The sequence below is a fragment of the Methanobacterium sp. genome, from assembly GCA_012838205.1.
In the GTDB taxonomy this organism is placed as follows: domain Archaea; phylum Methanobacteriota; class Methanobacteria; order Methanobacteriales; family Methanobacteriaceae; genus Methanobacterium.
The window spans coordinates 42,572-65,834 of the sequence record DUPR01000062.1 but is presented as its reverse complement, the minus strand read 5'-3'; the positions used below and the strand labels follow the sequence as shown (position 1 = coordinate 65,834).

Genomic DNA, 23,263 nt, shown 5'->3' with positions numbered 1-23,263 from the left:
TAAAAATGTTAAATATGATTTAATGAAGTCTGTGACTATGAGGTGTTAATAATGTCAAAAGAAGACCCAAAAATTCTAGGATTCTGTTGTAACTGGTGTTGTTATGGTGGTGCTGACACAGCAGGTACTGCACGGATGCAGTATCCTCCGAATGTTAGAATTATGAGAGTAATGTGTTCTGGTAGAATTAATCCGGCAATGGTGCTCAAAGCATTTAAAGAAGGAGCTGATGGTGTTTTTGTAGGCGGTTGTCATATGGGTGACTGTCACTACGATGCTGGGAATTATAAATGGAATCGGAGGGCTAAGCTAATTGAAGATTTAATACCAGAATTCGGTGTAGATAAAGAAAGATTCAGATTTGAATGGATCTCTGCTTCTGAGGGAGAAAAATTTCAGGAAACAATGAACGAATTCGCTGCTACCATAAAATCAATCGGCCCTCTTAAAAGGTCCATTCCAAAAAAAATAGTTTAATAATCCCATTTGTGGTAAAATGAAAATTTCAGTTTACGGTGCTGGAAATCAGGACCTTTATGTCAATCAGCTAAAATTACCCGAAAAATATGGGGGAATTCCTCCATATGGAGGGAGTAGAATGGCTATTGAGTTTAAAGAAGCTGGACATGATGTTTATCTTGCAGAACCCAACTATGAAATGTTACTCCCTGATATGTGGAAAACTGTGGAAGATGCAGGTGTAACAGTAACTGATAATGATGTTGAAGCAGCTAAAAATGCAGAAATAGCCGTACTTTTCACTCCCTTTGGTAAACCCACCTTTAACATTGCTAAAAATATCATAACTCACCTCCCCGAAGGCAGTGTTCTTGCTAACACATGTACTGTATCTCCCATAGTACTTTATTATGTGTTAGAATTGGAGATTAAAAGGAAAAGAAAAGATATCGGTATTTGTTCCATGCACCCTGCAGCAGTTCCTGGAACACCTCATCATGGCCATTATGTCCTTGGAGCTCACACCACTAATAATCTGGACTTGGCGACACCAGAACAGATCAAGAAATGTGTTGATCTGGTTGAAGGAACCAAGAAGGAGGCTTATGTTGTACCTGCAGATGTTTCATCAACAGTGGCTGACATGGGATCCCTGGTAACTGCTGTAACCCTCTCTGGTGTTCTGGATTATTACCAAGTTGGTACAAAAGTCATAAAAGTACCTGAAGAAATGGTGGAAAAACAAATACTAATGACTTTACAGACAATGGCGTCCTTAGTAGAATCATCAGGAGTTAAAGGACTTTTAAAGGCAGTAAATCCAGAAATACTGGTGAAAAGCGCTAGTTCCATGCATCTTTTAGAAAAGCAAAAAGACTTAGATGCAGCTTTAGAGATTTTATCTAACTTGGATCCCGAGTTAATGCAAAGTACCAAAGAAGCTGAAATAAAACCTACCAATCTAGTGGCTGCCCAAGCTTTAGCCAAAGAACTTCTGGGCCTTATGGGAGAAAAAGCATCTGAAGGTACTATCAGAAGGTGCATGCGTAAGATGTTTGAATGAATCTAATTTGCCCTTCTTTTTTTTTAATTATTCCAAATATATTATTAACTTTTCTCAATTTCCCCTAAATATTGTATGAATAAATGATTGTATGAGTTTTGAGCTTATCTAAAGCTAATTTGTAATACTAAATCCTATTTTAATACTAACTTTTAAATAGCTTAACTAATTATTATAATTAGAATAAAAAAGCCAAAGTTTCTATAAAAAAAAATCTGATTTGGAAATCACGACTTTGCACTATAAATTTATAAGGTGATAAATGTGCACGATATCATTAAGGAAGCAGTAAATGACATGAATTCCGCTCTTGAGATAAGCAAATTAAAAACTGATGTCCATGATGTGGTGGATGCTATTTCTGATTTATCAACTGAAGATGCAACAAAACTAGGAATGAATTTTAAAAAATTCCCTTTAGGATGCGATCTTACAGAGATCGTGGTGGGTACTTGTGCATCTGACTTAACTAAGGATGAATTACTAGGTAACTGCATTTTAGCTGATATGATTGGGGCTTCCATCCATGTGTGTGCTTATGCTTTTGCAGATATTGCAGAATCCAATAACATGAAGGGTATTGATATCATACGAGAAGTTCGTGCAGTAACCGATGTTCCTATAGATCTTGACCACTTCGGAAGGAGCGGGGCTATGAGATTCCCCAGAGAGATTGTGAAATGTCCAGGACAATGTTACACTGAAGGGCCGCCATTTAAAGGATGTCCTCGAGACCGGATTCATGCCAGGTTAATAGAAAAAGAGGAAGCTGCATTGGAAGAAAGGGATGATTGGGTTAAGTGTTCATCATCAGTAGCAATTAATGTCACCAGTGCACAAGGTGGTGAAGGTCATGCTGCACCCTTGGAAGAGGCTGAAGAAATTGCAAACCTTGCAAAAAAATATGGAAAAGGTGTTGAAGCAATTATGTTCATTGGTGATGGATACGAAGATCTCATTACTGGATTTGAGAAAGCCTTGGAATTAGGGTCAGATGTATTTGTGTTAGAGGGAGGGCCATTCAACCAGTCAAGTGACCGGTTGGACAGCTTTGCTAAGGCAGTGGCAATGGCACGTATATTAGTTCCAGGTAAAATCGTTGCCACTAATGGGGCATATGAAGATGAGTGCCGTGTAGGGCTGCGAGCTGGGCTTAATGCAATAATTACTGGTTTTCCCAAAAATCATCATGGGTACATGTGTGGTTACAGCCCTGGAACTGCTAAAAAAGGGAATTTTGGGCTTCCTCGCGTGATAAAAATAATTAAAGAAGAATTAAAGCAAGATTTAACCAGCGTACCTATCCAAAGGGGAGAATTAGAGGCATTAGCCCGTGCAATTAAAGTAGTTGGTCCTGATAATGTTTACCCAGTCAAAATAGGAGATTTTACTATAGGTGATGCTCATTGGGCAGTACTACCCAACTCACCGCTCTATGAGAAAGTGGAAGTTGAAAGGACAATCCAAGGTATTCATGAGAGTTTAACTGGCAATAGTACTGCACTTTTAGGTGGTAGGTTTGTGTCATGGGCTTTAGCCAAAGAACTGAACAACGATATGGATGAGATCATCATCAGTGATGCAGATCCTTGGGTGGAAAAGGTAACTGTGGACATCTTAAGTGAAGAATTACAACCTAATATCATTGGAGCTTCATCAGACGATGCAAAAGCCTCAAGAAATGCAGATCACACCATAATCACCTCAACTATTCCCAAGCTGGTTAAAACTATTTCAAAAAAGTTAGAAGGGTCAATTACTTTGGTTTGATTATTCCAGTGGAAAAAAAATCCTTAATAAATGCAATTATAACCAACAAATAGTAATAATAGCAATTAAGGTTTAGAATTGGATTTAAATAATTTATTCAATAATTTTGAAGATCTCAACATTTTTTTTTTTTTTTGGCTGTTTAAGGGTCTAATGAAATAATATATCTGGAAAAAATTAAATTTTTTTTTAATTTGAGATTAAGCCAGTAGAATTTATTAAATATATTAGCAAAACTTCCTTAATTAAATAATTTAAAAAAAAATGAAAAAAAATATTTTTTTTTGAAAAGAAGCTACGTTTAATCTTCAATTAAGCTTTCTACCTACATTAACCACATCAAATTCATCTAAGTTAACGCTTCCTATAATTCGATAAAACTCTTCTTTTGGTAGACTGTTGAGTTCGTTAAGATCAACACCCCTTTCGTGTTCCAAACCTCGTAGGAAATATTTGAAGTCTGGACCTAAGACATCCATTATCCGATAGCCCCTTCCAATGTGAATTAGGTCATGATAGTCTAATTCAGATGTTAAATTCTCAATTTTATTTACAAGACGGTCTGTAGGTTTTTTGTAAGTTCCTAATTCCAGTGCAGTCTCAATATATAACGGTACATCCAATTCATGTGCAATTTCGCGTTGAGTTTTTCCAGTATGTTTCCTGAATCCTAAAACCAAATTTTTTAAATCTTTTTCCATAACATAATGCCTCCTACTTTTTGTGATAATAATATGATCATCATTGTTTAAATAATTTTTTAAATATAAGTATTACTTTTTTTGGTGGCATTAAAACTAGCAAAAACAACATCTAGATTAATTTTATTCGATTTTTTTTAATGATGTTACCAAAAAATAATATAAAAGACAAATTAAAAAAAAAACAATTATTGAAACAAGAAAAACAAAGAGGAAATCATTTTATTTCCATTCTTTCATGGAATGGCATCATTGACTTTACCTCGGAACTGGCTCATGTAGAGATTATAATAGAATCCCTTCATATCAAGTAGTTCCTGGTGAGTGCCCCTTTCAATTATCTCCCCGTCATTGATTACGAGTATTTGGTCCGCGTTTTGTATTGTTGAAAGTCGGTGAGCAATTATAAATGATGTTTTACCTTCTTGTAATTTGAGAAGACCTTCCTGGATCATTTTCTCAGTCCTGGTATCCACATTACTGGTTGCCTCATCCAAAATAAGCATTCGGGGATCAGCAACCATTGCCCGGGCTATAGTTAGCATCTGCCTCTGACCCTGGCTCAATTCGGCCCCACCACCCCGTAATACGGTGCCGTATCCCAGGGGCTGTTGCATTATGAAGTCATGGATATTAGCCTGTTTAGCCGCTTGTATGCAGTCTTCTTCAGTGGCTCCTTTCCTGGCATATTTGAGGTTGTTCATAATGGTATCCGTGAAGAGGAATGGATCCTGTAGTACTTGTGCTATCTGAATCCGTAAGGTGTCTTGTTGAACTTCATCTACTCGGTGAGTATCAACCTTTATTTCTCCTGAATCTAGGTCATAGTATCGGGTTAAAATATTCATGATGGTACTCTTTCCTGCCCCAGTAGGTCCGCAAAGACCTATGATTTGGCCAGGATTGGCACTGAAACTGTTATTTCTAAGTATTTTATGGCCGGGAATGTAACTGAAATCAACATCAACGAAATCAACATAGCCATCTATTTTAGGCATTGGTGAAGCATCTTCTTTATCAAGTAATTCTGTTTTTTCGTCCATTATATAGAACACCCTACCCGCACCAACTACTGCTGATATGATCTGGTTGTAGAAGGCAAATATCTGAGTTAAAGGTGCCATCAGTATTGAACTGAAACCTATAAAGGCCACTAAATCTCCAAATGCGGCCTGCTTTTGAATCACCAAAAATCCGCCCACAACGAATATTACGATGTTTTGCAAGTTTTGGAAAACTAGGGCAACCGCAGTGTTACCCATGGAATAAAGTTGTGCTTTTTCACCGGTTTTGTCAACTTTTTGACTCATCTTATCAAATTCTTTAATAAATGGCCACTGTTGATTGGACGCCACCACTGTTTTCTGGCCTGACATCCTTTCTTCAGCATATCCATTAAGTTCAGCCATCTGTTCCTGCAAAAATCTGAAAGCCTGTCCAGCTATCCGGGATAGAAGTCCTGAAATGGCCAACATGCCCAGAATAGTTACGTAAGTTAGGACGGTGAAGTAGGGGTTTATGAAGATCATGAAAACTGTGGCAATGACCACAGTGATTATAGCCTGCATCACAGTCATGAAACTAACACTCAAAAACTGGTCCACCACATCTAAGTCATTGGTTACATTACTCATTAACTCCCCGATAGGTCTTTTATCAAAAAAGTTCAGGGAAGATTTCTGTATCTTACTGAAAATTTCCGTCCTTAAATTGTAGAGTGCTTTCTGAGCTATTCCAGCCAGTATCCTCTGTGATATGTTTCCAAAAACCCAGAACATTATTACAGCGATAATAAGGACAGCTAAAATATTTATAAACTCGGCTAAAGTCCCTGAACCTTCTGAAAGAATATTCATGATTAAACCACTGATGGTGGGGATGATGGCCAGGGTGATGGAATATGCAACCATGATCACGGCCATCAATGTGAAACGAACCTTGTGTCGGGTTAGATAACCCAAAAGTCTTTTTAAATTGGCCAACATGCCTTTTTGTTTTACACCATCATTGGAATTATCAGTGTTCATCCAACCACCCCCTGTTTAGGGACATCAACACCAAATTGAGAAGCATATATGTCTTGATAAAGTTTATTTGATTCTAATAGTTCTTCATGACTTCCAATGGCAACTATCTCACCATTATCCATAAGCACTATTTTATCAGCAGTGATAACTGCACTTATACGCTGGGCCACTATGATCTGAGTCACACCTTGCATTAAATCATGTATTGAGTCCTGAATACGGGCTTCGGTGGCCACATCAACTGCACTGGTAGAATCATCCAAGATGAGTATTTTTGGATTCATCATGAGAGTTCTGGCTATGGAAAGTCTTTGACGCTGCCCACCAGATAAATCAGCACCTCCTCGTGCTATAGTTGTGTCATATTTTTGGGGCATGGTTTTAACAAATTCATGGGCATCTGCAGCTTTAGCAGCTTGTACCATGGCATCATAACTGGAATTTATATTATCCGAAAACATATTTTCAGGGTCCAAATGGACATCAAAATCTTGAGCTGCTTGTATAATGGCATCGGCATCTACTCCTGCAACAAGATTGTCCCTAATTGTACCTGAAAAGAAATTACTGCCTTGGAGACAAACACTTGCCACATAACGGAGAGTTTCCAGTGGCATATCACGGACATCAATACCATCTATTTGTATTTCACCCTCAGTTACATCATAAAAACGTGGTATGAGGTTTACCAGTGTTGATTTTCCAGAACCAGTAGCCCCTAAAATTCCAACTATTTCTCCAGGCTCGATCTCTAGATTTATATTTTTCAAGGCCATAGTGGGCTGATTTTCATCACTAACTGGATAAGCAAAACTCACATTTTTAAAATGCACACCACCCTTAAACTTGCCAATATTAACTGGTTTTACGTTAGGATCTGTTACAACATCAGTTTCTTCATTTATTATTTCATAAACACGTTGCAGTGAAGATATGCCGGAAGTGACAAATGGTATCATGTACCCTACAGTTTGGATGGGAATAAGTGCCATTACTAAATATGTCATTGCGGCAGTTACACCCCCAAGAGTTAAACCTGTGCCTTGAAGCAATCCTGTCCCTCCAACGTATAATATCCCAACAGTACCCATGTAAACCATCATCATTAGGGTCGGTGTGATGAATGCATAGTAATATTGAGGTTTTAAGGCTGCTTCACGAAGTTCTTCAGATGCATTCTGGAAACGCTTATTTTCAAGATCTTGCCTTACAAAGGCCTTCACTACTCTTACACCAACCATACTTTCCTTCAGAACCTGGTTAAGCCTATCATATTTAATTTGCTTTTTATCATAGGCTTTAGTAGAATACCATAAATATACTGCAAGTAACAGGATTTCTATGATAATTAAAATCGCAGCAACCCACATAAATTCTGGTGCTGTAAGATAAAGGAAAAATAGGGCCACTATAAGAGTTAATGGAGATTTGAATACATTTATTAATGTCTGCTGAACTCCAATCTTTATGTTTTGGATATCTGTTGTTAGACGAACCAGAAGGTCGCTGGAGTTGTATTTGTCCAGAGCACTGAAAGAAAAAGATTGAATGTGGGCAAATGCTCCACTTCTCAGTCCATGGCAGGTTCTCTCAGAAAAAGAAACAGCAATGGCTATGTTTAAAAACTCACAGAATCCCACGATAACCGCCATTATCAGCATGTAAATACCATATTTTACCATAACATCACTGTTTCCAGCAGTTATACCCTCATTTATCAAAAATGAACTAAAATACGGTATTAAAAGTGTTCCAAATACACTTATCATCACTAAAAATAAGGAAAAAACTAACCACTTGTAGGAGCCCTTCCAATCCTTGATTAATAATTTCAAAACACTTAACCCTTTCACAGAAACATCCTCCTACGAAAATAATATCATCTTACAGACACTAATTATATTATATTTATTTTTTAGAATATTCATTTTTTTAGACCAAAGTATTATTCTAAAACACGGGCGCCGAATGCTCTAAGAATTGCTGTTCCCTCTGATAACAGGGCATTATTTATATTCTTAATTGGCAGGGCTGCCAGGCTGTTGATTATATGAAACTGAGGTGCATTTTGCATTGGGTCCAATTGAGTCCATTTAAGACTGCCATTACCCACTTGCACTTTTTCAACCTCCATTCCCTGGGGATAAAGTATGAACTGACTCAGTTCAGCCCCAGGAGCACCGACTTTTGGAATATATCTCCATCCAATGGTGTTTGAAGATGATGACATTGTCTTAATATAATCTAAGTCGTCTCCAGTCAACTCATCTGTGGCTTCGAAATACATGTTTAAAAAGTTGTTTCCATCATAACTGGCGTTTGTGGTGTAATGGGGCTTTAAAATATGCAATTCTTCAATGTCTGCAAAGATTTTGGGAATTCCAGTTTGTTCCCGCCCCCCAAGGATAGGTGCAGTTTTATTCTCCCAGACCACCAGTGAGTAGTTTCCTTCCAGTTGATCTTTTTTTCCATTGAATCTGACAGGTGCAGAAACATCGATGAGATTGTAGTTTCCCCCAAGCATCCAGTTGATCTCAGTGAATTTGCTGAACATGACTTGAACTTCAGGGGATCGTAATTCAAATCCTTCAGGAATGTAATTTTCAAGAAGTTTTTCCTCAGTTTCATAGCTTATCACTATGGTTGTTGCTTTTTGTGTAATTTTGACCTCTGGGTCAAATTTATTTCCCCCAAAATGGGCTGGCATTAAATAGGTGAAGCCATCTTCTAATTTAAACATGAAAAAATCCACCCCATTTACATGTAATTTCCTTTTTCCGCATATGATTCTCTACGTTCATGGGCCATTGTTAACAGGTGATCTTCTAATTTTTTGAAGACATAACCATGCCAAAATTGTTCAAGTTCTTCAGGCACGAATATAATCCCCTGTTTTTCCACTAATTTGTTCAAAATCAGTTTTGAAGCAATTTTTGGAGGAATTGCATCGTCTGGTATCTTTACATGATCATGCACTGTGCCATCAATTGATTTTTTAAAAATAGGTGTTGCTATATTCGCGGGACAGACTGTGGAAAAATGAAGACCTTTTTCTGCATATTCATACCTCAAACTTTCAGTGAGCCCGGTAACACCGAATTTTGTAAGGGAATATAGTGCCTGGAAGGGCATGGGGACTATTCCTGCCACGGAGCTGGTGTTAACTATATGTCCACTTCCCTGTTTTAGCATGATAGGGACGGCCGCGTGGACTCCGTAAATGACGCTCCAGAGGTTTACATCAATGATGGTTTTCCAGTCATCCAAAGTGGCTTTTTCATACTGTAGAGTTCCTCCAACTCCTGCATTGTTGAATAAAAAGTCAAGTCTACCTGCTTCCTCTGCCACATCTTCAATGGCCTTTTGCACTTGTTTTTGGATTGTAACATCCACGATAACTTCATGAATTCTGTCACTGTACTTGGAAAGCTTTTCAGTGGCTTTTTGAATTTTTTCAGGGTTGCGCCCTGCCATGTAAACAACTGCCCCTCTTTTTAGGAGTTCTTCACTTAACGCATACCCGATACCAGAATTGGCCCCGGTAACTATACAAATCTTTTCTTTAAAATAATCCAATTCAGTCATGTTTTCATCTTCTTCTGTTTTTTTTAAAAGGGATATGGGGTTATTTCTTAGTTGACAATACTAATCCCCCTAAAAGTAGTGTTAAAGCCATTAATATGTATGTTATTGGCATCCCGGTGTCCTGCATTTTAATGACGTTAGGATCTATGAAACCATGTGGCACAGGCACTCCCAGTATGGTGACAAAAGTTTGGACTGTCTGATAATCTGTGGCAGTTACCCTGGCTAGTCCTGGTCCTTCATCACCCCTTAAAATAGCGGTAGCCAACCCGTTAATCCAGTTAACTATGATTGATTTACTCCCTATGTTGCCCAGATTGGTGGTGAATGTCACCCAGGGCCCGCTGAAGAACTGAACTGCGTTTGCACTGTGATCTCCACCAATAGAATCTTTATAAACATTGGTAGTGATCTTAGAAGTTTGACCAACTTGTATAGTAGGTGGATTAGCATTTATATTCAGAATAAGCCATGGTTTGAAGTTGATGGTTCCGTTGCTTGGTGAAAATTTACTATTTCCCGGGTCGGTGTTAGTTCCGTACCAGTTGTAGGGTGCGGTGGTGTAGCTTGGAAAACTGTTCATATAGTCCACCAATTTGTGGAAGGCAGCTATTATTTCATCCAACTGTTCATCAGTGATGTCTTCATATTGAGACTTGATGTAATCCCTTAATTGTTCATCTGTGAATGGATACATTTCCATAACTAATTCAAGAAAAACCATGTTTTTAATGTAATACTGGAAGTTCACCATCCGGTTGTAGCTTATGGTTGAATTACCATTTACCGAGATACCTATTTCTTTACCGGTACCTTCCAGATTATTCCCCATAATGGTGGCGTTGCTTAAAATAGGTTGGGTTGTTATAAACCTGGAATTATTACTGTACAGATGGAAAATATTGTTGTGCAGGATGAACATGTCTCCCATGTTCACTGACATGATTCCAGATGTCGCATTGTTTGCTATGATATCGGTGATCTGGTTTCGATTAATGGTCATTTGAGACTTGAATGTGGTGTAGTCTATTCCCAGAGCGAAAATTCCGGCTGCCATAGTATTTCCTACAATTTCAGATATGTAATTTTCTGAAATAGAAGAATTTCCCTGAATTAATTGCAAGTAGGATAAGCCTTGACATTGCCCGCCTTCATCTTCACACTTTAGTTTGGTAATTTTATTTTTAGAGATTAACAAAGTTTCTGATTCAGTGGTGTTATTTCCATCAAATCCCATTGGCAGACAGTATATGCCTTTACAAGTACTATTTATACCCTGACTTACAATATTGGTGATTATGTTATCTGACACTTTAAAACTGGACATGGCTCCCTTTAATGCTAGGGTTACAACTGATATTCCAGTGTTTTCACCAAACCCAGAAATGTCTGATATTTTATTTCCCTTAACTATAATATCGTCCAGTTGTGCGTCCATGCTCATGGCATATATATCTATCCCAGTGGTTTTATTATCAGCACTTCTAATGTTATTGAGGATGTTATTATTCATAGTAAGGCCTGTGGTGCCCTCTAAGTTTAAAGCTGCTACTGTTATTCCTATCTTTGATCCTGGACCCACCATATTGGATAATTTGTTATCAGAAATGATAGGATAACTCCCTACAAGGGCTATACCTGAGTCTGAAACGTTGAATATGGTGTTTTTGCTGACAATGTTGTTATTTCCCATAATAGCTATGCCGGTTAATCCACCGGTAATCTGGTTACGGTCCACTAATGTATTGTTTGCAGTTTGGATTATGATTTTAGTGCTGCCAGCTTCGTTTATAATTGAAGAATAACCTGCCTGGATGCTGATATTTGATACACCAAATATTTTGTTTCTTTTAATAAGCGTGTTGTTTCCAATAGTTATTATTCCTTTTTCCCCACCATTTATGGTATTATTTTCAATCATACAATGGTCTGCAGAGATGTTCATACCTAATCTGCCGTTTATCAGGTTGATGATAAATCCGGTTATTTTTGTTCCGCCACCATTGCCTGTGGTGTCGTTTACTATGTTAAAACCAACATCTACTGGTTTTAATGTAACTGTATCGTTATTGTTGGCCTTGATGATCAGGTTTTTATTCACCACAACATCTTCTTCGTATGTGCCATTGAAAACGTTTATAATATCTCCGTCAGCAGTATTTACATTATATATTGCCTCTTGAATGTTGTTGTAATCCTGTCCAATTCCAACATTCCATTGAGCTGCTGAAACATTGCCTAAACTTAAAAACAAAGGTAAAATAAGAAAAATAACTGCATATGGTCTGTACGATCTCCTTTTTGCCAAGCTTTTCAACTCCCTAATTGAAGTGATAATCAATTTCAATATGATTTGATATTTTGTCCAACACTAGAAAGGAGATGGTTTATTTAGAAGCCTACAGTAGTCGCACTGCCCTTCATAAGTGCATTGGTACTTAGATGTTAGGAACTCATCGCCTTTTTAAATATTATTGTTATAGTATGAATTTTACTATCTGTTTTCCGTGTAGAGGCACTTACATTACTAGTTACAGCAATTATAATTTGTTGTTTTATCCCACAACTGAAAGTAAGCGATATTTGAATGGGTCATGTACATCAAATGCCTATCTACTCAAAACTCTGCAACAATACTAATATCTTTAGAAGATGAAGCATTAACCTGAAGAGTTGGAAAACTGAATATGTTCCCTGTAGAGGTGGTTGAAGTACAGCTAAATACTACCCCCCCCCAAAAAAAACTAATAAGGGATTTAAATCTTTTCAAGATCCCTTTTCCAGATAAATCTGCATCTTTCCATTGGTTTCTTCTTTTACATATTGTATTTATGCAAAGTATATTGTATAATATTTTGGTTTTTCTTAACTTTTTCTTTTATCAATGACTTAGGCGTTGCGTCTCCCTTAAAAATTTGTATTAATATTTTAAACATGATAGATAAACAACTATCTTATGTTCTTGAGGTTGTGAAGTTTTAGGTGTTGCAAGTATCTGATTTAAAACTCTTAAACCCCCTCAATTTTGAAATATATAATCTAGAAATGTTAAAAAAATAACTTGCTGAATATCAATATTATTATGTATTATGTTTGAAAAATCTATTTTATTCAAAGTTTCTAGTTCATAAGCCAGTATTATATTTAAAAACCAATTTTCATAGAAAACAGAGCTTATATGCAATGAATTTAAAATAAACTTATAGTTGGTGCCAATTTGCTTAAAAAACGTTGTTTACTTATTATAGTCGCGTCTGTGTTGCTTGCTTACATGTTAATCGAACCTTACTGGATTGAAACCAAAGAAATAACCATTGAATCAGATCAGATCCCCTCAGAGTTTGATGGGAAACGGATCGTTTTTGTTTCAGACATTCATGCCGGTACTTCCTTCGACCAGAATCGTGTTGATAGCCTGGTTAACCAGGTTAATGCCCTTAAACCAGATCTCATACTTTTGGGTGGAGATTATGTAGATGGGGATTCAGAATATGTGCAACCTACCTTTAAATCTCTGTCAAAATTAAAAGCCCCTCTAGGTGTTTATGCTGTTTTAGGGAATAAAGACCCACAATATAACACCCTTGAAGCAATTCCACAGCATGGAATAACCTATATTGGTAACAAGGGAACTTGGATTAAAAAATATGGTTCCAGGATCCGGCTTGGTGGAGTGGGAGACTATAACAATGGAGTTCAACTTCCAAGTTACACCACTTCTGTGGTGTCATCCCAGGATTTTGTTATTTTGCTAACCCATAACCCAGACTACTTTCCACTTGTGGATAAATCCAAGGTTGATCTGGTTTTTTCAGGACACACCCATGGTGGGCAAGTTACCTTTTTCGGTATGTGGGCACCAACCACCCATTCGGTTTATGGGGATAAATATAGGACCGGAGTCATAGAAGAAGACGGCACCACCTTAATTGTGAGTAATGGTATTGGAACAACTATATTGCCAGTGCGATTCTTTGCACGGCCTCAGATCATCGTGACCACATTGAAAAAAAGCTTGAATTAATGTTTTTGTTAAAAAAAGACATGATTAGAAAAAATGTGGTTAAAAATTCTTCAAAAAAAAGTTTCTGTTAAACAAACACTTATGAATTAATTCTTCTCGGTTTTCAATTCTATAAATTCTTCAAACACATTCCTTTGGTTATATTGGGTTTTTTATCTAAAAGCAATCTGATGGCTTCTTCAAAATGTTCCAGAGCTTCTTTTGTTCTTTTAAGTTGTTTCAGGGTCACCCCTTTATTGTACCATGCTGGGAAGTACATGGGATGTAATTGGATTATCTTATCAAAGATATCTATTGCTTCATCCTTACGACCCATATCCATTAATATTAGACCTTTATAATTGAGTAGATCCCATTCTTTAGGCTCAATTATTAAAGCATCATCAATGTATTTCAGGGCTTCATCAAGTTTTCCCATTTCATAATATGCACGTCCTATATTATATAGAGCAATAAAAGAAGTGGGATCCGATTCAACAGCTTTATTGAAATAAGAGATGGAATTAGAGTATTTTTTGAGGTCAAAAAGTATCTCTCCTTTCGCATTACATAAATCGGGATACAAATCATCAGATCTTTCAATTAAACCCAGTGCTTTATCAATTAATTTTTGAGCAGTCTTATTTTTCCCCAGAAAATGGTAGGCTAAGCCATTAAAATACAAGGCATCAACATCGTGAGGTTCATCTTTAAGAAATATTTCATAAGAATGTATAGCCTTAGGGTATTCGCCTAAATAGAACAAGACAGTGCCTTTATCAAAAAAAAGACCAATATTTTCAGGGTTGTATTTTAAAGCTTTATTGTAATCCTTCAAAGCAAGTTGTAAGTCACCCACATCAACATAAACTGCGCCTCTCAAGAGGTGAGCATCAGGGTTGTGAGGTTCAAGTTCTAATGCTTGGGAAAATAGTTTAATCGCCTCAAAATAGTTTTTTCGATCTAACCAAGTTTCTATACCCTTTTCAATGTAATAGTGAGCACCTTTAACTTGCATTATGACCCCCCAAGTGATGTATTATATCTTTATTATAAAATATAAATTTTGGTAATATTTAATGCGAATATAAAAATTTCTTGATTATTTCTATTTCATTCAGATTTTGACAAGAAAGATTTATTATTAATGAACTGACAATTAAATATTATAACAATATTGTCATCAATAAACAATAATTTTTTTTAGACAAAAATGGTAGTGTTAATATTGGTTATGTGATTTGCAGGGAATGTAAGGGTTACTATCAGTTAGAAGATGGAGAACATCTTGATGATTTTGAAAGTTGCCGGTGCGGAGGAGAATTAGTCTACTCAGAACACTTTGATAACTTGTCCACTGTTTTATCATTCGCCAACATGGATGAAGAACTGCAAAAAAAGCTAAACGAAATGCTGATAATAGAACAATCCATACAAGAAAAAACAAAACCATACTATAATGATCGTGAAACGAAAAAAATGTTAAAAAAGCTCACAGAAAGTTTTATTCGTGACAAATAAAACCATGAAAATGGTTTTTTTAAAAAAAAAGAGAATAACTATTTATTTCAAAATAAAAAAAATATCCCCATAAATAATAAAGTATTGGGGAATAAAAAAATTCTAGTTTTACCCTATACTACATAGTTGGACTTATGTTCCAGCCCCTCCACTGAGGGAGTCTGGGGACATCTCCATCATTAAGGGTTTGGGAAGTTCCAAGCCAATTGTTTGGTTAATTACATCCTCAACAGTTTCAACTGTAATGAATTCAATTTCTTTTTTAACATCATCTGGTACTTCATCCAAGTCATTAAAGTTTTCTTGAGGTAATATAACCTTTTTTATACCTGCTCGGTGGGCAGCGAGTACTTTTTCTTTAATTCCACCTACAGGTAATACTGCCCCTCTCAGGGAGATTTCTCCAGTCATGGCCAATTTAGGATCCACCTCACGACCGGTTACCAGAGATGCAATGGTGGTTAATAATGCCACACCTGCCGATGGACCATCCTTAGGAATGGCTCCAGATGGAACATGTATGTGCAGGTCTTTTTTTTCAAATTCTGCTTTCTTTAAATTGAATGCCAGTCGTGAACGGATTAAACTCTGGGAAATCTTTGCAGATTCCTTCATCACATCACCTAATTGTCCGGTGAGCATGAGTTTTCCTGTTCCCGGCATAAAAGCCCCTTCAATGAAGAGTATATCCCCACCGACAGGTGTCCAGGCTAGTCCGGTAACTACACCTGGAGGGTTCTTTTTACCGGCAATATGTACTTGAATAAGTTCATGGCCCAGTAGATCATATAGCATGTTAGTTTTGACCACATAAGGAAGGCTTACTTTTTCCAACACGATTTTTTCAGAGGCGACTCTGGCAACAGTTTCCAATTGACGTTTAAGTCCTCTTACCCCTGCTTCTCGAGTGTATTTTTCGATTATGGTTTTTATTGCGTCATCTTCCAATAATATCTTACTTTCATCCAAGCCATTGTCTTCTAGAACTTCTGCTAGGAGGTGATTTTTGGCAATATGGAATTTTTCATGGCTGGTGTAACTTCCGATTTGGATAATTTCCATACGGTCCTTTAGTGGGCTTGGAATGCCTTTAAGGGAATTGGCTGTGGCAATGAAGAACACATCTGATAGGTCGTAGGGAACTTCCAAGTAGTGATCAGAGAATGTGTTGTTTTGTTCTGGGTCCAGTACTTCCAGTAAGGCACTGGCTGGATCTCCACTGTATGATGCCATTAACTTATCTACCTCGTCTAAGATGAACACCGGATTTTTTGTACCAGCACGTTTCATTCCATTTATTATACGCCCAGGTAATGCTCCAACATATGTTCTTCGGTGTCCTCTAATTTCAGATTCATCTTTAACACCACCTAAGCTGATTCTTACATATTTTCGTTCTAGTGCTTCAGCTATGCTCTTACCCAAGCTGGTTTTTCCGGTTCCAGGAGGACCCACCAGTAGGAGGATGGATCCCTGCTTGTTTTGCTTGAGTTTCATCACTGTTAAATGTTGGATGATGCGGTCCTTAACCTTATCCAGACCGTAATGTTCTTCGTTTAGAACTTTTCGTGCAGCTTCAATGTCAATATCTTTGATCTGACTTTCACCCCATGGTAAGGCGACTAACAAGTCCAAATAATTTCTGATGACGTTTTCTTCAGAACTGTGAGGACCCTGTCGTTCCAATTTGTTTACTTCTTCCAGGGCAATTTCTCGGACATCATCTGGCATGTCAGATTCATCAATAAGTTCACGGTAATCTTTTTTACGCGTACCTTCAGATTCTGAGAGTTCGTCTTGTATGACTCGAAGTTGTTCTTTTAAGAGGTTTTCACGGTGTTTTTTATTCATTTCTTCATTGAGTTTGGCAGCCATCTCCATCTGAAACTGAATTGATTCTTTCTGTTCAATTAGGATGTCTAGGAATTTTAGACTCTTCTTTTTAAGGGATCGTGTTTCCAGAAAGTCTTGTTTTTCTTCTAAGGATAATCGCATGTAAGGGAATACATTGGCTATTACTTTATTGACGTCAGTCATCTGTTTTATTTGGTCTGCATAAGCTTTGGATTCTTTGAAGTTTTCACTTATTTCACTAACCAAATATCCTACGTGTTTAAGGATTTCTTCCTGGTTTTCCTGATCTAAATCATTGATGTCAGGTATTAAATGGTATTTGGCTCGGTAATTTATACCATCCTTTATTAGTTCGTCTATTTTGGCTCTTTCTATGATTTCTATTTTTAAATGGTAAAAATCCCTCATTTCTGCGGCATTTTCGATTTTTATTAATGTTCCTGTATGGTATATGTCTGATTCAGCATAAAATCGGGCAGGTACTCCTTCTTTGGATGCGACGGCTATGCCGAAGTAATCATAGTCTTTAACCCGTTTGTGTATTTCTTTCCCCATCTTTTTAGTAATTTTAAGGTTCATATTTGTTTCGTGCAATAAAACCATGTCTGGTAAAACTAACACTGGTAATTCTTGTTTTTCTTTAATTTCGTCCATATTATCACTTTGGGTGGTTCAATTTTTTTTAAAAAGGAATATATTTTTTTCTGGAAGGTTTTCAAGTATTATATTTTATTTTGATGGTTATCTTTCTGAAACTTAATTATCAGATGAAAAATAGAGTTTTTATAAAAAATTAGGCAACTCTGTGAGCCTATTTTTCTTGTTTTTCAAGTTGTTTACATTTACTGAGTGCGCAGGTAAATAAAAAATCAATTCGTTTTTTGTGTTTTTCCATGGAGCGTCTGTTAAATCGATAGTAAATGTAGTTTCCCTCTTTTTTTGCAACGAGTATTTCAGCATTTTTCAAGATTTTGAGGTGCTGGGATGCTGCAGGTTGTGTTATGCCCATTTTCTGCGACAATTCAGTTACACTGATCTTTTCAACTTCACCAGAAGCCAGTGAATAGATCAGGAGTAAGCGGTTGACATTGGCCAAGGCTTTTAATACTTCTTCAAGTTCATCTGTAGCCTCAAATGTTGATTTGGAATTTATCCTCCGCATGGATTATAAGTATATAAGAATATACTTATATACTTTTGCTTTGCGGGTCATTTATAGATAGATTTAAATATAAGTAATATTAAGTACGTAACAGTGTTTTGTTACGATAAAAAATATGGTGGTAAACATGGAAAACGAGTTGATTTCCAAAAAAGAATTACTAGAATTAACCCAAATTTCCTATGGCCAGCTTTATCGTTGGAAAAGGAAAAATTTAATTCCTGAGGAATGGTTTATCCGGAAATCTACTTACACCGGCCAGGAAACATTTTTTCCAAAGGAGAAAATAATCGATCGTATAGAGAAAATAAAGAATATGAAAGGAGATATTTCCTTAGACAACTTAGCAAATATGTTATCCCCTAATTTGATGGAAATTTCACTGGGAAAAGAAGATCTTATTAAGCATAACATTGTTTCAAAAACAACCTTGGATTTTTACGCAAACAAAAAGGGCGATAGTAAAAAGCATGAGTTTGAAACCATATTATTCCTTTACATCTTAGATAAACTCTTTGAAGAAGGAAAAATCAATTATGAAGAAGGAAATATGATATTGGAAATATTAGAAAAATATTATTCCAAATTTAAGGCGAAAAGCTGTGTGTTACTTTTTTTACGCAAACTGGGAATTTCAAGCTGCTGTTTACATTCTAATGTGGCTGAGATCTACTTTGAAAATGATACAAAGATCATTGCAAAAATAAATATAACCGACTTAATCGAGGAATTGAAAATCAAGATAATATAAAGGGGCATTATTATGAAAAACATGAGTGATTTAAGAATAAATGGTCATGGAAGTGCTAATGGTGGAAAATACGATTCAGTAAATATCAATGGAAGTGGAAGGATAGACGGTGATCTGGATTGTATAGATCTGAAAATAAATGGACAATGTAACTTAAAAGGAAATGTTAACGCAAATCACATGAAAATCAATGGGAATAGCTCCATTGACGGAACTGTTGAATCAAAAAAAATGGAAATTAATGGTGCTACAGATATTAAAGGGAGTTTATCCGCAGAAAATGCTGAAATTTACGGGAGTATCAGTATTGAAGAGGATTGCAATGCTGAATCTTTGAAGATAGGAGGAAGTTTTAAAATTGAAGGGCTTTTAAATGCCGATGAACTAGAACTCATCTTATATGGCTCTTCCCAAGCAGATGAAATCGGCGGATCAAAGATCACAATTAAAAGAAAAGGAAAATATGATTTATTCAGCCTTAAAAGCATCATCTTTGCATTTGAAGGGGGGAAAGAACTGATTACACAAACCATTGAAGGAGACGAAATTTATTTAGAAAATACCAAGGCCAAAATTGTCAGAGGAGATTCAATTGAATTGGGTCCAGGATGCGGAATAGATCTAGTAGAATATAAAAACAGTTTTAAAATGAATGATGACTCTGCAGTTACAGAACACAAGAAAATTTGATAATGGTGAAAAAGATGACAGACAATGTGATTGAAGTTAAATCATTGCTGAAAAAATATGGAGATTTTATTGCAGTAAATGATATATCTTTCAACATCAAGAAAGGAGAGATATTTGCCTTTTTAGGTCCTAATGGTGCAGGGAAAACCACAACCGTTGAAATAATGGAATGTCTTAAAAACTTGACAACAGGAACCATTAAAATTCTGGGATTAGATATAAAAAAGAAAGAAAAGGAAGTTAAAAAGAAGATTGGTGTGCTTCCACAGGATTTTAATGCTTTTGAATGGTTGACTGTCTATGAGAACATCGATTATTTTGCTAAAATGTACCCCACCCATGTGGATATAGATACACTCATTGAAATGTTGAGTTTAACTAAAAAAAAAGATACACTGTTTAAAGATCTTTCCGGAGGTCTGAAACAAAGGGTGGGGATCGCCATTGCACTAGTTAACCATCCTGAAATAGTTTTTCTTGATGAGCCCACCACTGGTCTTGACCCCAAAGCCAGACGAGATGTGTGGAAAGCCATTAAAGAATTAAAAAGAAATGGTAAAACTGTCTTTCTTACAACCCATTACATGGATGAGGCCCATTTCCTGGCAGACCGAGTGAGCGTACTACATAATGGGCAGATAATTGCAGAAGGAACACCTGAAGACTTAATCAACCACCATGGAGGTGGTAACACCCTCATAATTAGAAAATGCAGCGAAAATGCTAAAAATGAAATTATTGAAGCTGTTTCCCATTGTGAAATTGAGGGGGATGATATTTTGATAAAATTAGCTGTAGAAGATGGTATGAAATATATGTCCCAAGCATTATCAATTGTTAATCGTGATGAACTTGCGTGCGAAGAACTTTATGTTAAAAAAGCAACTCTTGAAGATGTGTTTTTGAATTTAACTGGAAATAAACTCTCAAATGGAGGAAAATAGATGTCAAAGATTACTACAGATATCAAATACAGTTTAAAAGAGACCTTTAGGGACAGGATAAATATTTTCTGGATGTTCATCTTTCCAATAGTGCTTTTCCTTTTATTTGGATACATATTCGGTGGTCAATCTGATTCAATTACCTTATATTATCAGGATAACGATGGTTCAACCATATCAAATACTTTTATCCAATCCTTGGGATCTACCGGTGCCTTACATCTTAAAGATGGTTCAAATATGGATCTGGAAAAGATGTTAAAAGAGGGGAAAATCTCTACTTACTTAGTTATACCTGGAAATTTTGGGCAAGTTATCCAACAATCAAGTGGAAGCTCCAATGCAGAGGTTAACGTGTTTTATGATAAGTCCAAACCAGCATCCATGGCAGTTGTTTCAGTTATTCAACAAGTAGCCAATGGTTTCAACATGAAAAGGTCAGGTGCCTCTGAAGTTATCACTGTGAACTCTCAAGAAGCTGTCACATCTGGTATGAATTATTTTAACTTTCTGCTTCCAGGAATATTAGCCATTACCATCATGTCTGCTGCGGCAAATATGTCTGTGGGGACTGTTGCCAGGTTACGTAGTATTGGAGTGTTCAAGAAACTTTCAACAACACCTTTAACCAGTAAAGAATGGATTGCATCCAGAATTATCACTTGGACGGTCCTGGTGATTTTATCACTGGCTGTGTCCCTATTTTTAGCATCTTTAGCATTTAATATAAACCCCCAAATTAATGTGGTGAGTTTACTACTAGTAATCATTGGAACTGCACTTTTTGCAGGATTTGGAATTCTTGTTGCCAATTTTGTAAAAAATGAGGAATCAGCCATGAACGCTGTAGGTGTCATCACTTTCCCATTGATGTTTGTCTCAGGAACCTTTATACCCGTGGAAAACATGCCTTGGTTCCTGCAGTACCTTGCCAAAATATCCCCTTTAACCTACCTTTGTGATGGTCTTAGGAGTTCCATGATAACTGGAAATAGTGGGGATGCAGCAACTGACTTGGCCATAATTGCCGTTATTGGGATGGTACTCTTTGGTTTAGGAGCAGCTACATTCAACTGGAAAGAGGATTAAAAAAAAATGCTTTTAACAGGACATAAGTATAATCCAATAAGTTTCAAGATAATAGGAGGATTATCATGAGAAATAATGAAAGAAATGACCTAAAAATCTACGGTTCAGGAATTTCAAACGGTGGAACATTTGACAAAATAAGCATAATGGGTGAAGGCATAATCCGTGGAAATGTGAAATGTTATAGCCTAAAAATTTACGGAGAAGGCAATCTGGATGGTAATGTGAAAACAACCAATTATGTGAGTATAAAGGGTGAAACGATTGTTGATGGCTATTTAAACTCCCGAAAATTGAAAGTTCAGGGTGAAATCGAAGTTGGTGATGAGTTATGTGCCGATGAAGCCGAAATACAAGGCAGTATCATGACTGGTGGCAACTTAAATGCCGAAATTCTCAACATAGAAGGAGGTTTTATAGTTGATGGAATGATCAACGCAGACACGATGAAAATGAACTTGTACTGGCCCAGTGAAGTAAATGAAATAGGTGGATCCGAAATAAGAATAACCAGGAACAGTAAACTGAGTTTATTAGGAATAAAAAACATGATAATTGCAGAAGGTAAAAATGAGCTATCATGTAATTTAATTGAAGGAGACAACGTATACCTTGAAAATACTATTGCCAAAACCGTAAGAGGAAACAATGTCACTATTGGACCAGGTTGCAAAATTGAACTGGTAGAATATAAAAATAATTTAAAAATGGATGATGAGGTTAAGGTTAGTACTCATAAGAAAATGTGATTTCGAGAGATTTTTTTCCATTATATAAACAGTTGATGTTCCACTCATAATTTTTTCGGTGATTATTACCAACGAAAACATGGAAAATCGTAGATTAACTTGTTTACATTGGATTATGGGCAATGATGTGTTTTGATAAAAAAGAGAGTTTAAAAATATTTAGATAGTTATTCGAGCTGTTTATCAATTTCATCCAAAGCTACTTGGGCTGCTTCATCAGCCAAGTTTCCTTCTGCAGTACAAAGCTCATCCAGCAAGAGTTCAACTTCTACATCAACATCAAGACCATTGTCTTGGTTGAATTCGACTCTTAATTCTAGGTCAAGTACTTCTTTCTTGGATACCTTAGAAAAAATGTGGTTTTCTGCGGCTACTGCCGCAGCTTCAGAGAGGCTCTCCATTTCAGAATCAGTTAATTTCTTCAAAATTTTAACCTCTTCACCCTTGGGAAATAGGAATAAACTATAGGAAATTTAAGGGTACAGGAACCAAATTTAGTTTCCCATACCAGGCTGCATTTGCATTGCTTCCTGTAAAGATTCCTGCATTTCCTTTAAACGTGACATGACCCTTTCTTCTTGTCGGGCTACTGTTTTTTCCCGGAGTTTCAGGGTTTCAAGTTTTTCGGTCAATTCTTCAGTTAGTTCAACTTTACCCATCTTAATAAGTAAATTTCCTGCAGTTTTGTAAACTTCGGCATTTTCTTCTACTTTTTCCAATTCTTCAAGGGCTTTTTCTGTTTCTCTTATCTGCAAATCCACACTCTGTTTCTGCATGGTTATTGCTTGTGCTTGTTGTTGCATTTGTTGGAACTGGGCTAGTTGATGTTGAATGTTTTGGGGCATTTCCATATTTGTCACCTCATATTCTAATCGTAATGTCAGTAAATTTTTTT

21 protein-coding genes are annotated in these 23,263 nt (G+C 36.5%); 10 read left to right on the top strand and 11 right to left on the bottom strand.

The genetic code is table 11. From position 1 onward, the window contains the following. The first annotated feature begins 51 nt into the window (after nucleotides 1-51). From GXZ72_08935 to hmdC, 3 genes are all read left to right on the top strand, one after another. A complete protein-coding gene (locus GXZ72_08935; protein ID HHT19667.1) occupies nucleotides 52-477 on the top strand; it encodes a hydrogenase iron-sulfur subunit in 426 nt (141 codons plus the stop codon). Nucleotides 478-496: 19 nt separating this feature from the next. Beyond that, nucleotides 497-1,522 (top strand): H(2)-dependent methylenetetrahydromethanopterin dehydrogenase-related protein, encoded by a 1,026-nt coding sequence (locus tag GXZ72_08930; GenBank protein HHT19666.1) that lies wholly within the window; start codon nucleotides 497-499, stop codon nucleotides 1,520-1,522. Nucleotides 1,523-1,786: 264 nt separating this feature from the next. Further along, entirely contained in the window at nucleotides 1,787-3,292 is a 1,506-nt protein-coding gene (gene hmdC, locus GXZ72_08925; protein ID HHT19665.1) for a 5,10-methenyltetrahydromethanopterin hydrogenase cofactor biosynthesis protein HmdC, read from the top strand. Nucleotides 3,293-3,600: 308 nt separating this feature from the next. Here hmdC and GXZ72_08920 read toward each other — a convergent pair whose 3' ends face one another. From GXZ72_08920 to GXZ72_08895, 6 genes are all read right to left on the bottom strand, one after another. Then, nucleotides 3,601-3,993 (bottom strand): hypothetical protein, encoded by a 393-nt coding sequence (locus GXZ72_08920; protein ID HHT19664.1) that lies wholly within the window; start codon nucleotides 3,991-3,993, stop codon nucleotides 3,601-3,603. Nucleotides 3,994-4,229: 236 nt separating this feature from the next. Further along, complete coding sequence (locus tag GXZ72_08915) at nucleotides 4,230-6,020, bottom strand: ABC transporter ATP-binding protein (GenBank protein ID HHT19663.1); 1,791 nt, start codon at nucleotides 6,018-6,020, stop codon at nucleotides 4,230-4,232. Next, nucleotides 6,017-7,873 (bottom strand): ABC transporter ATP-binding protein, encoded by a 1,857-nt coding sequence (locus tag GXZ72_08910; GenBank protein HHT19662.1) that lies wholly within the window; start codon nucleotides 7,871-7,873, stop codon nucleotides 6,017-6,019. Before GXZ72_08910 ends, GXZ72_08915 begins: the two co-directional genes overlap by 4 nt. 92 nt (nucleotides 7,874-7,965) lie before the next feature. Then, nucleotides 7,966-8,760 (bottom strand): acetoacetate decarboxylase family protein, encoded by a 795-nt coding sequence (locus GXZ72_08905; protein ID HHT19661.1) that lies wholly within the window; start codon nucleotides 8,758-8,760, stop codon nucleotides 7,966-7,968. A gap of 17 nt (nucleotides 8,761-8,777) precedes the next feature. Next, nucleotides 8,778-9,575, bottom strand: a complete 798-nt coding sequence (locus GXZ72_08900; protein HHT19660.1) for an SDR family oxidoreductase — start codon at nucleotides 9,573-9,575, stop codon at nucleotides 8,778-8,780. A 70-nt stretch (nucleotides 9,576-9,645) separates the two neighbouring features. Then, a complete protein-coding gene (locus tag GXZ72_08895; GenBank protein ID HHT19659.1) occupies nucleotides 9,646-11,913 on the bottom strand; it encodes a hypothetical protein in 2,268 nt (755 codons plus the stop codon). Between the two features lie 963 nt (nucleotides 11,914-12,876). Between GXZ72_08895 and GXZ72_08890 the strand changes: the two genes are divergently transcribed. Beyond that, on the top strand, nucleotides 12,877-13,629 hold the full coding sequence (locus tag GXZ72_08890; GenBank protein ID HHT19658.1) for a metallophosphoesterase: 753 nt from the start codon (nucleotides 12,877-12,879) through the stop codon (nucleotides 13,627-13,629). A gap of 109 nt (nucleotides 13,630-13,738) precedes the next feature. Here GXZ72_08890 and GXZ72_08885 read toward each other — a convergent pair whose 3' ends face one another. Further along, complete coding sequence (locus GXZ72_08885; GenBank protein ID HHT19657.1) at nucleotides 13,739-14,626, bottom strand: tetratricopeptide repeat protein; 888 nt, start codon at nucleotides 14,624-14,626, stop codon at nucleotides 13,739-13,741. 218 nt (nucleotides 14,627-14,844) lie between these two features. Between GXZ72_08885 and GXZ72_08880 the strand changes: the two genes are divergently transcribed. Then, a complete protein-coding gene (locus GXZ72_08880; GenBank protein ID HHT19656.1) occupies nucleotides 14,845-15,129 on the top strand; it encodes a hypothetical protein in 285 nt (94 codons plus the stop codon). Nucleotides 15,130-15,261: 132 nt separating this feature from the next. On the opposite strand, the gene lon is transcribed toward GXZ72_08880, so the two are convergent. Further along, a complete protein-coding gene (gene lon / locus GXZ72_08875) occupies nucleotides 15,262-17,637 on the bottom strand; it encodes an endopeptidase La (protein ID HHT19655.1) in 2,376 nt (791 codons plus the stop codon). 157 nt (nucleotides 17,638-17,794) lie between these two features. Continuing rightward, nucleotides 17,795-18,145 carry a winged helix-turn-helix transcriptional regulator gene (locus tag GXZ72_08870; GenBank protein ID HHT19654.1) on the bottom strand — a complete coding sequence of 117 codons (351 nt, stop codon included), beginning with the start codon at nucleotides 18,143-18,145 and terminating at the stop codon, nucleotides 17,795-17,797. Between the two features lie 127 nt (nucleotides 18,146-18,272). Between GXZ72_08870 and GXZ72_08865 the strand changes: the two genes are divergently transcribed. The 5 genes from GXZ72_08865 (at nucleotide 18,273) to GXZ72_08845 (ending at nucleotide 22,368) form a co-directional block, all read left to right on the top strand. Next, nucleotides 18,273-18,896, top strand: coding sequence for a YhbD family protein (locus GXZ72_08865; protein ID HHT19653.1), 624 nt, complete (start codon nucleotides 18,273-18,275; stop codon nucleotides 18,894-18,896). A 12-nt stretch (nucleotides 18,897-18,908) separates the two neighbouring features. Further along, nucleotides 18,909-19,586: a hypothetical protein gene (locus GXZ72_08860; protein ID HHT19652.1), complete on the top strand. Its 678-nt coding sequence runs from the start codon at nucleotides 18,909-18,911 to the stop codon at nucleotides 19,584-19,586. A gap of 14 nt (nucleotides 19,587-19,600) precedes the next feature. After that, nucleotides 19,601-20,530, top strand: a complete 930-nt coding sequence (locus tag GXZ72_08855) for an ABC transporter ATP-binding protein (protein HHT19651.1) — start codon at nucleotides 19,601-19,603, stop codon at nucleotides 20,528-20,530. Next, nucleotides 20,531-21,619 carry an ABC transporter permease gene (locus GXZ72_08850; protein HHT19650.1) on the top strand — a complete coding sequence of 363 codons (1,089 nt, stop codon included), beginning with the start codon at nucleotides 20,531-20,533 and terminating at the stop codon, nucleotides 21,617-21,619. 65 nt (nucleotides 21,620-21,684) lie between these two features. Beyond that, nucleotides 21,685-22,368 (top strand): polymer-forming cytoskeletal protein, encoded by a 684-nt coding sequence (locus GXZ72_08845; protein ID HHT19649.1) that lies wholly within the window; start codon nucleotides 21,685-21,687, stop codon nucleotides 22,366-22,368. A gap of 167 nt (nucleotides 22,369-22,535) precedes the next feature. Here GXZ72_08845 and GXZ72_08840 read toward each other — a convergent pair whose 3' ends face one another. Both GXZ72_08840 and GXZ72_08835 read right to left on the bottom strand, forming a co-directional pair. After that, nucleotides 22,536-22,793, bottom strand: coding sequence for a DUF3194 domain-containing protein (locus tag GXZ72_08840; GenBank protein HHT19648.1), 258 nt, complete (start codon nucleotides 22,791-22,793; stop codon nucleotides 22,536-22,538). 69 nt (nucleotides 22,794-22,862) lie between these two features. Continuing rightward, on the bottom strand, nucleotides 22,863-23,219 hold the full coding sequence (locus GXZ72_08835) for a prefoldin subunit beta (protein ID HHT19647.1): 357 nt from the start codon (nucleotides 23,217-23,219) through the stop codon (nucleotides 22,863-22,865). Nucleotides 23,220-23,263: the final 44 nt, after the last annotated feature.

Coding starts and splice junctions, on each gene's coding strand:
- GXZ72_08935 (HHT19667.1), top strand. CDS start 52: ATGTCAAAAGAAGACCCAAAAATTCTAGGATTCTGTTGTAACTGGTGT.
- GXZ72_08930 (HHT19666.1), top strand. CDS start 497: ATGAAAATTTCAGTTTACGGTGCTGGAAATCAGGACCTTTATGTCAAT.
- GXZ72_08920 (HHT19664.1), bottom strand. CDS start 3,993: ATGGAAAAAGATTTAAAAAATTTGGTTTTAGGATTCAGGAAACATACT.
- GXZ72_08915 (HHT19663.1), bottom strand. CDS start 6,020: ATGAACACTGATAATTCCAATGATGGTGTAAAACAAAAAGGCATGTTG.
- GXZ72_08905 (HHT19661.1), bottom strand. CDS start 8,760: ATGTTTAAATTAGAAGATGGCTTCACCTATTTAATGCCAGCCCATTTT.
- GXZ72_08890 (HHT19658.1), top strand. CDS start 12,877: ATGTTAATCGAACCTTACTGGATTGAAACCAAAGAAATAACCATTGAA.
- GXZ72_08885 (HHT19657.1), bottom strand. CDS start 14,626: ATGCAAGTTAAAGGTGCTCACTATTACATTGAAAAGGGTATAGAAACT.
- lon (HHT19655.1), bottom strand. CDS start 17,637: ATGGACGAAATTAAAGAAAAACAAGAATTACCAGTGTTAGTTTTACCA.
- GXZ72_08870 (HHT19654.1), bottom strand. CDS start 18,145: ATGCGGAGGATAAATTCCAAATCAACATTTGAGGCTACAGATGAACTT.
- GXZ72_08865 (HHT19653.1), top strand. CDS start 18,273: ATGGAAAACGAGTTGATTTCCAAAAAAGAATTACTAGAATTAACCCAA.
- GXZ72_08860 (HHT19652.1), top strand. CDS start 18,909: ATGAAAAACATGAGTGATTTAAGAATAAATGGTCATGGAAGTGCTAAT.
- GXZ72_08855 (HHT19651.1), top strand. CDS start 19,601: ATGACAGACAATGTGATTGAAGTTAAATCATTGCTGAAAAAATATGGA.
- GXZ72_08850 (HHT19650.1), top strand. CDS start 20,531: ATGTCAAAGATTACTACAGATATCAAATACAGTTTAAAAGAGACCTTT.
- GXZ72_08845 (HHT19649.1), top strand. CDS start 21,685: ATGAGAAATAATGAAAGAAATGACCTAAAAATCTACGGTTCAGGAATT.
- GXZ72_08835 (HHT19647.1), bottom strand. CDS start 23,219: ATGGAAATGCCCCAAAACATTCAACATCAACTAGCCCAGTTCCAACAA.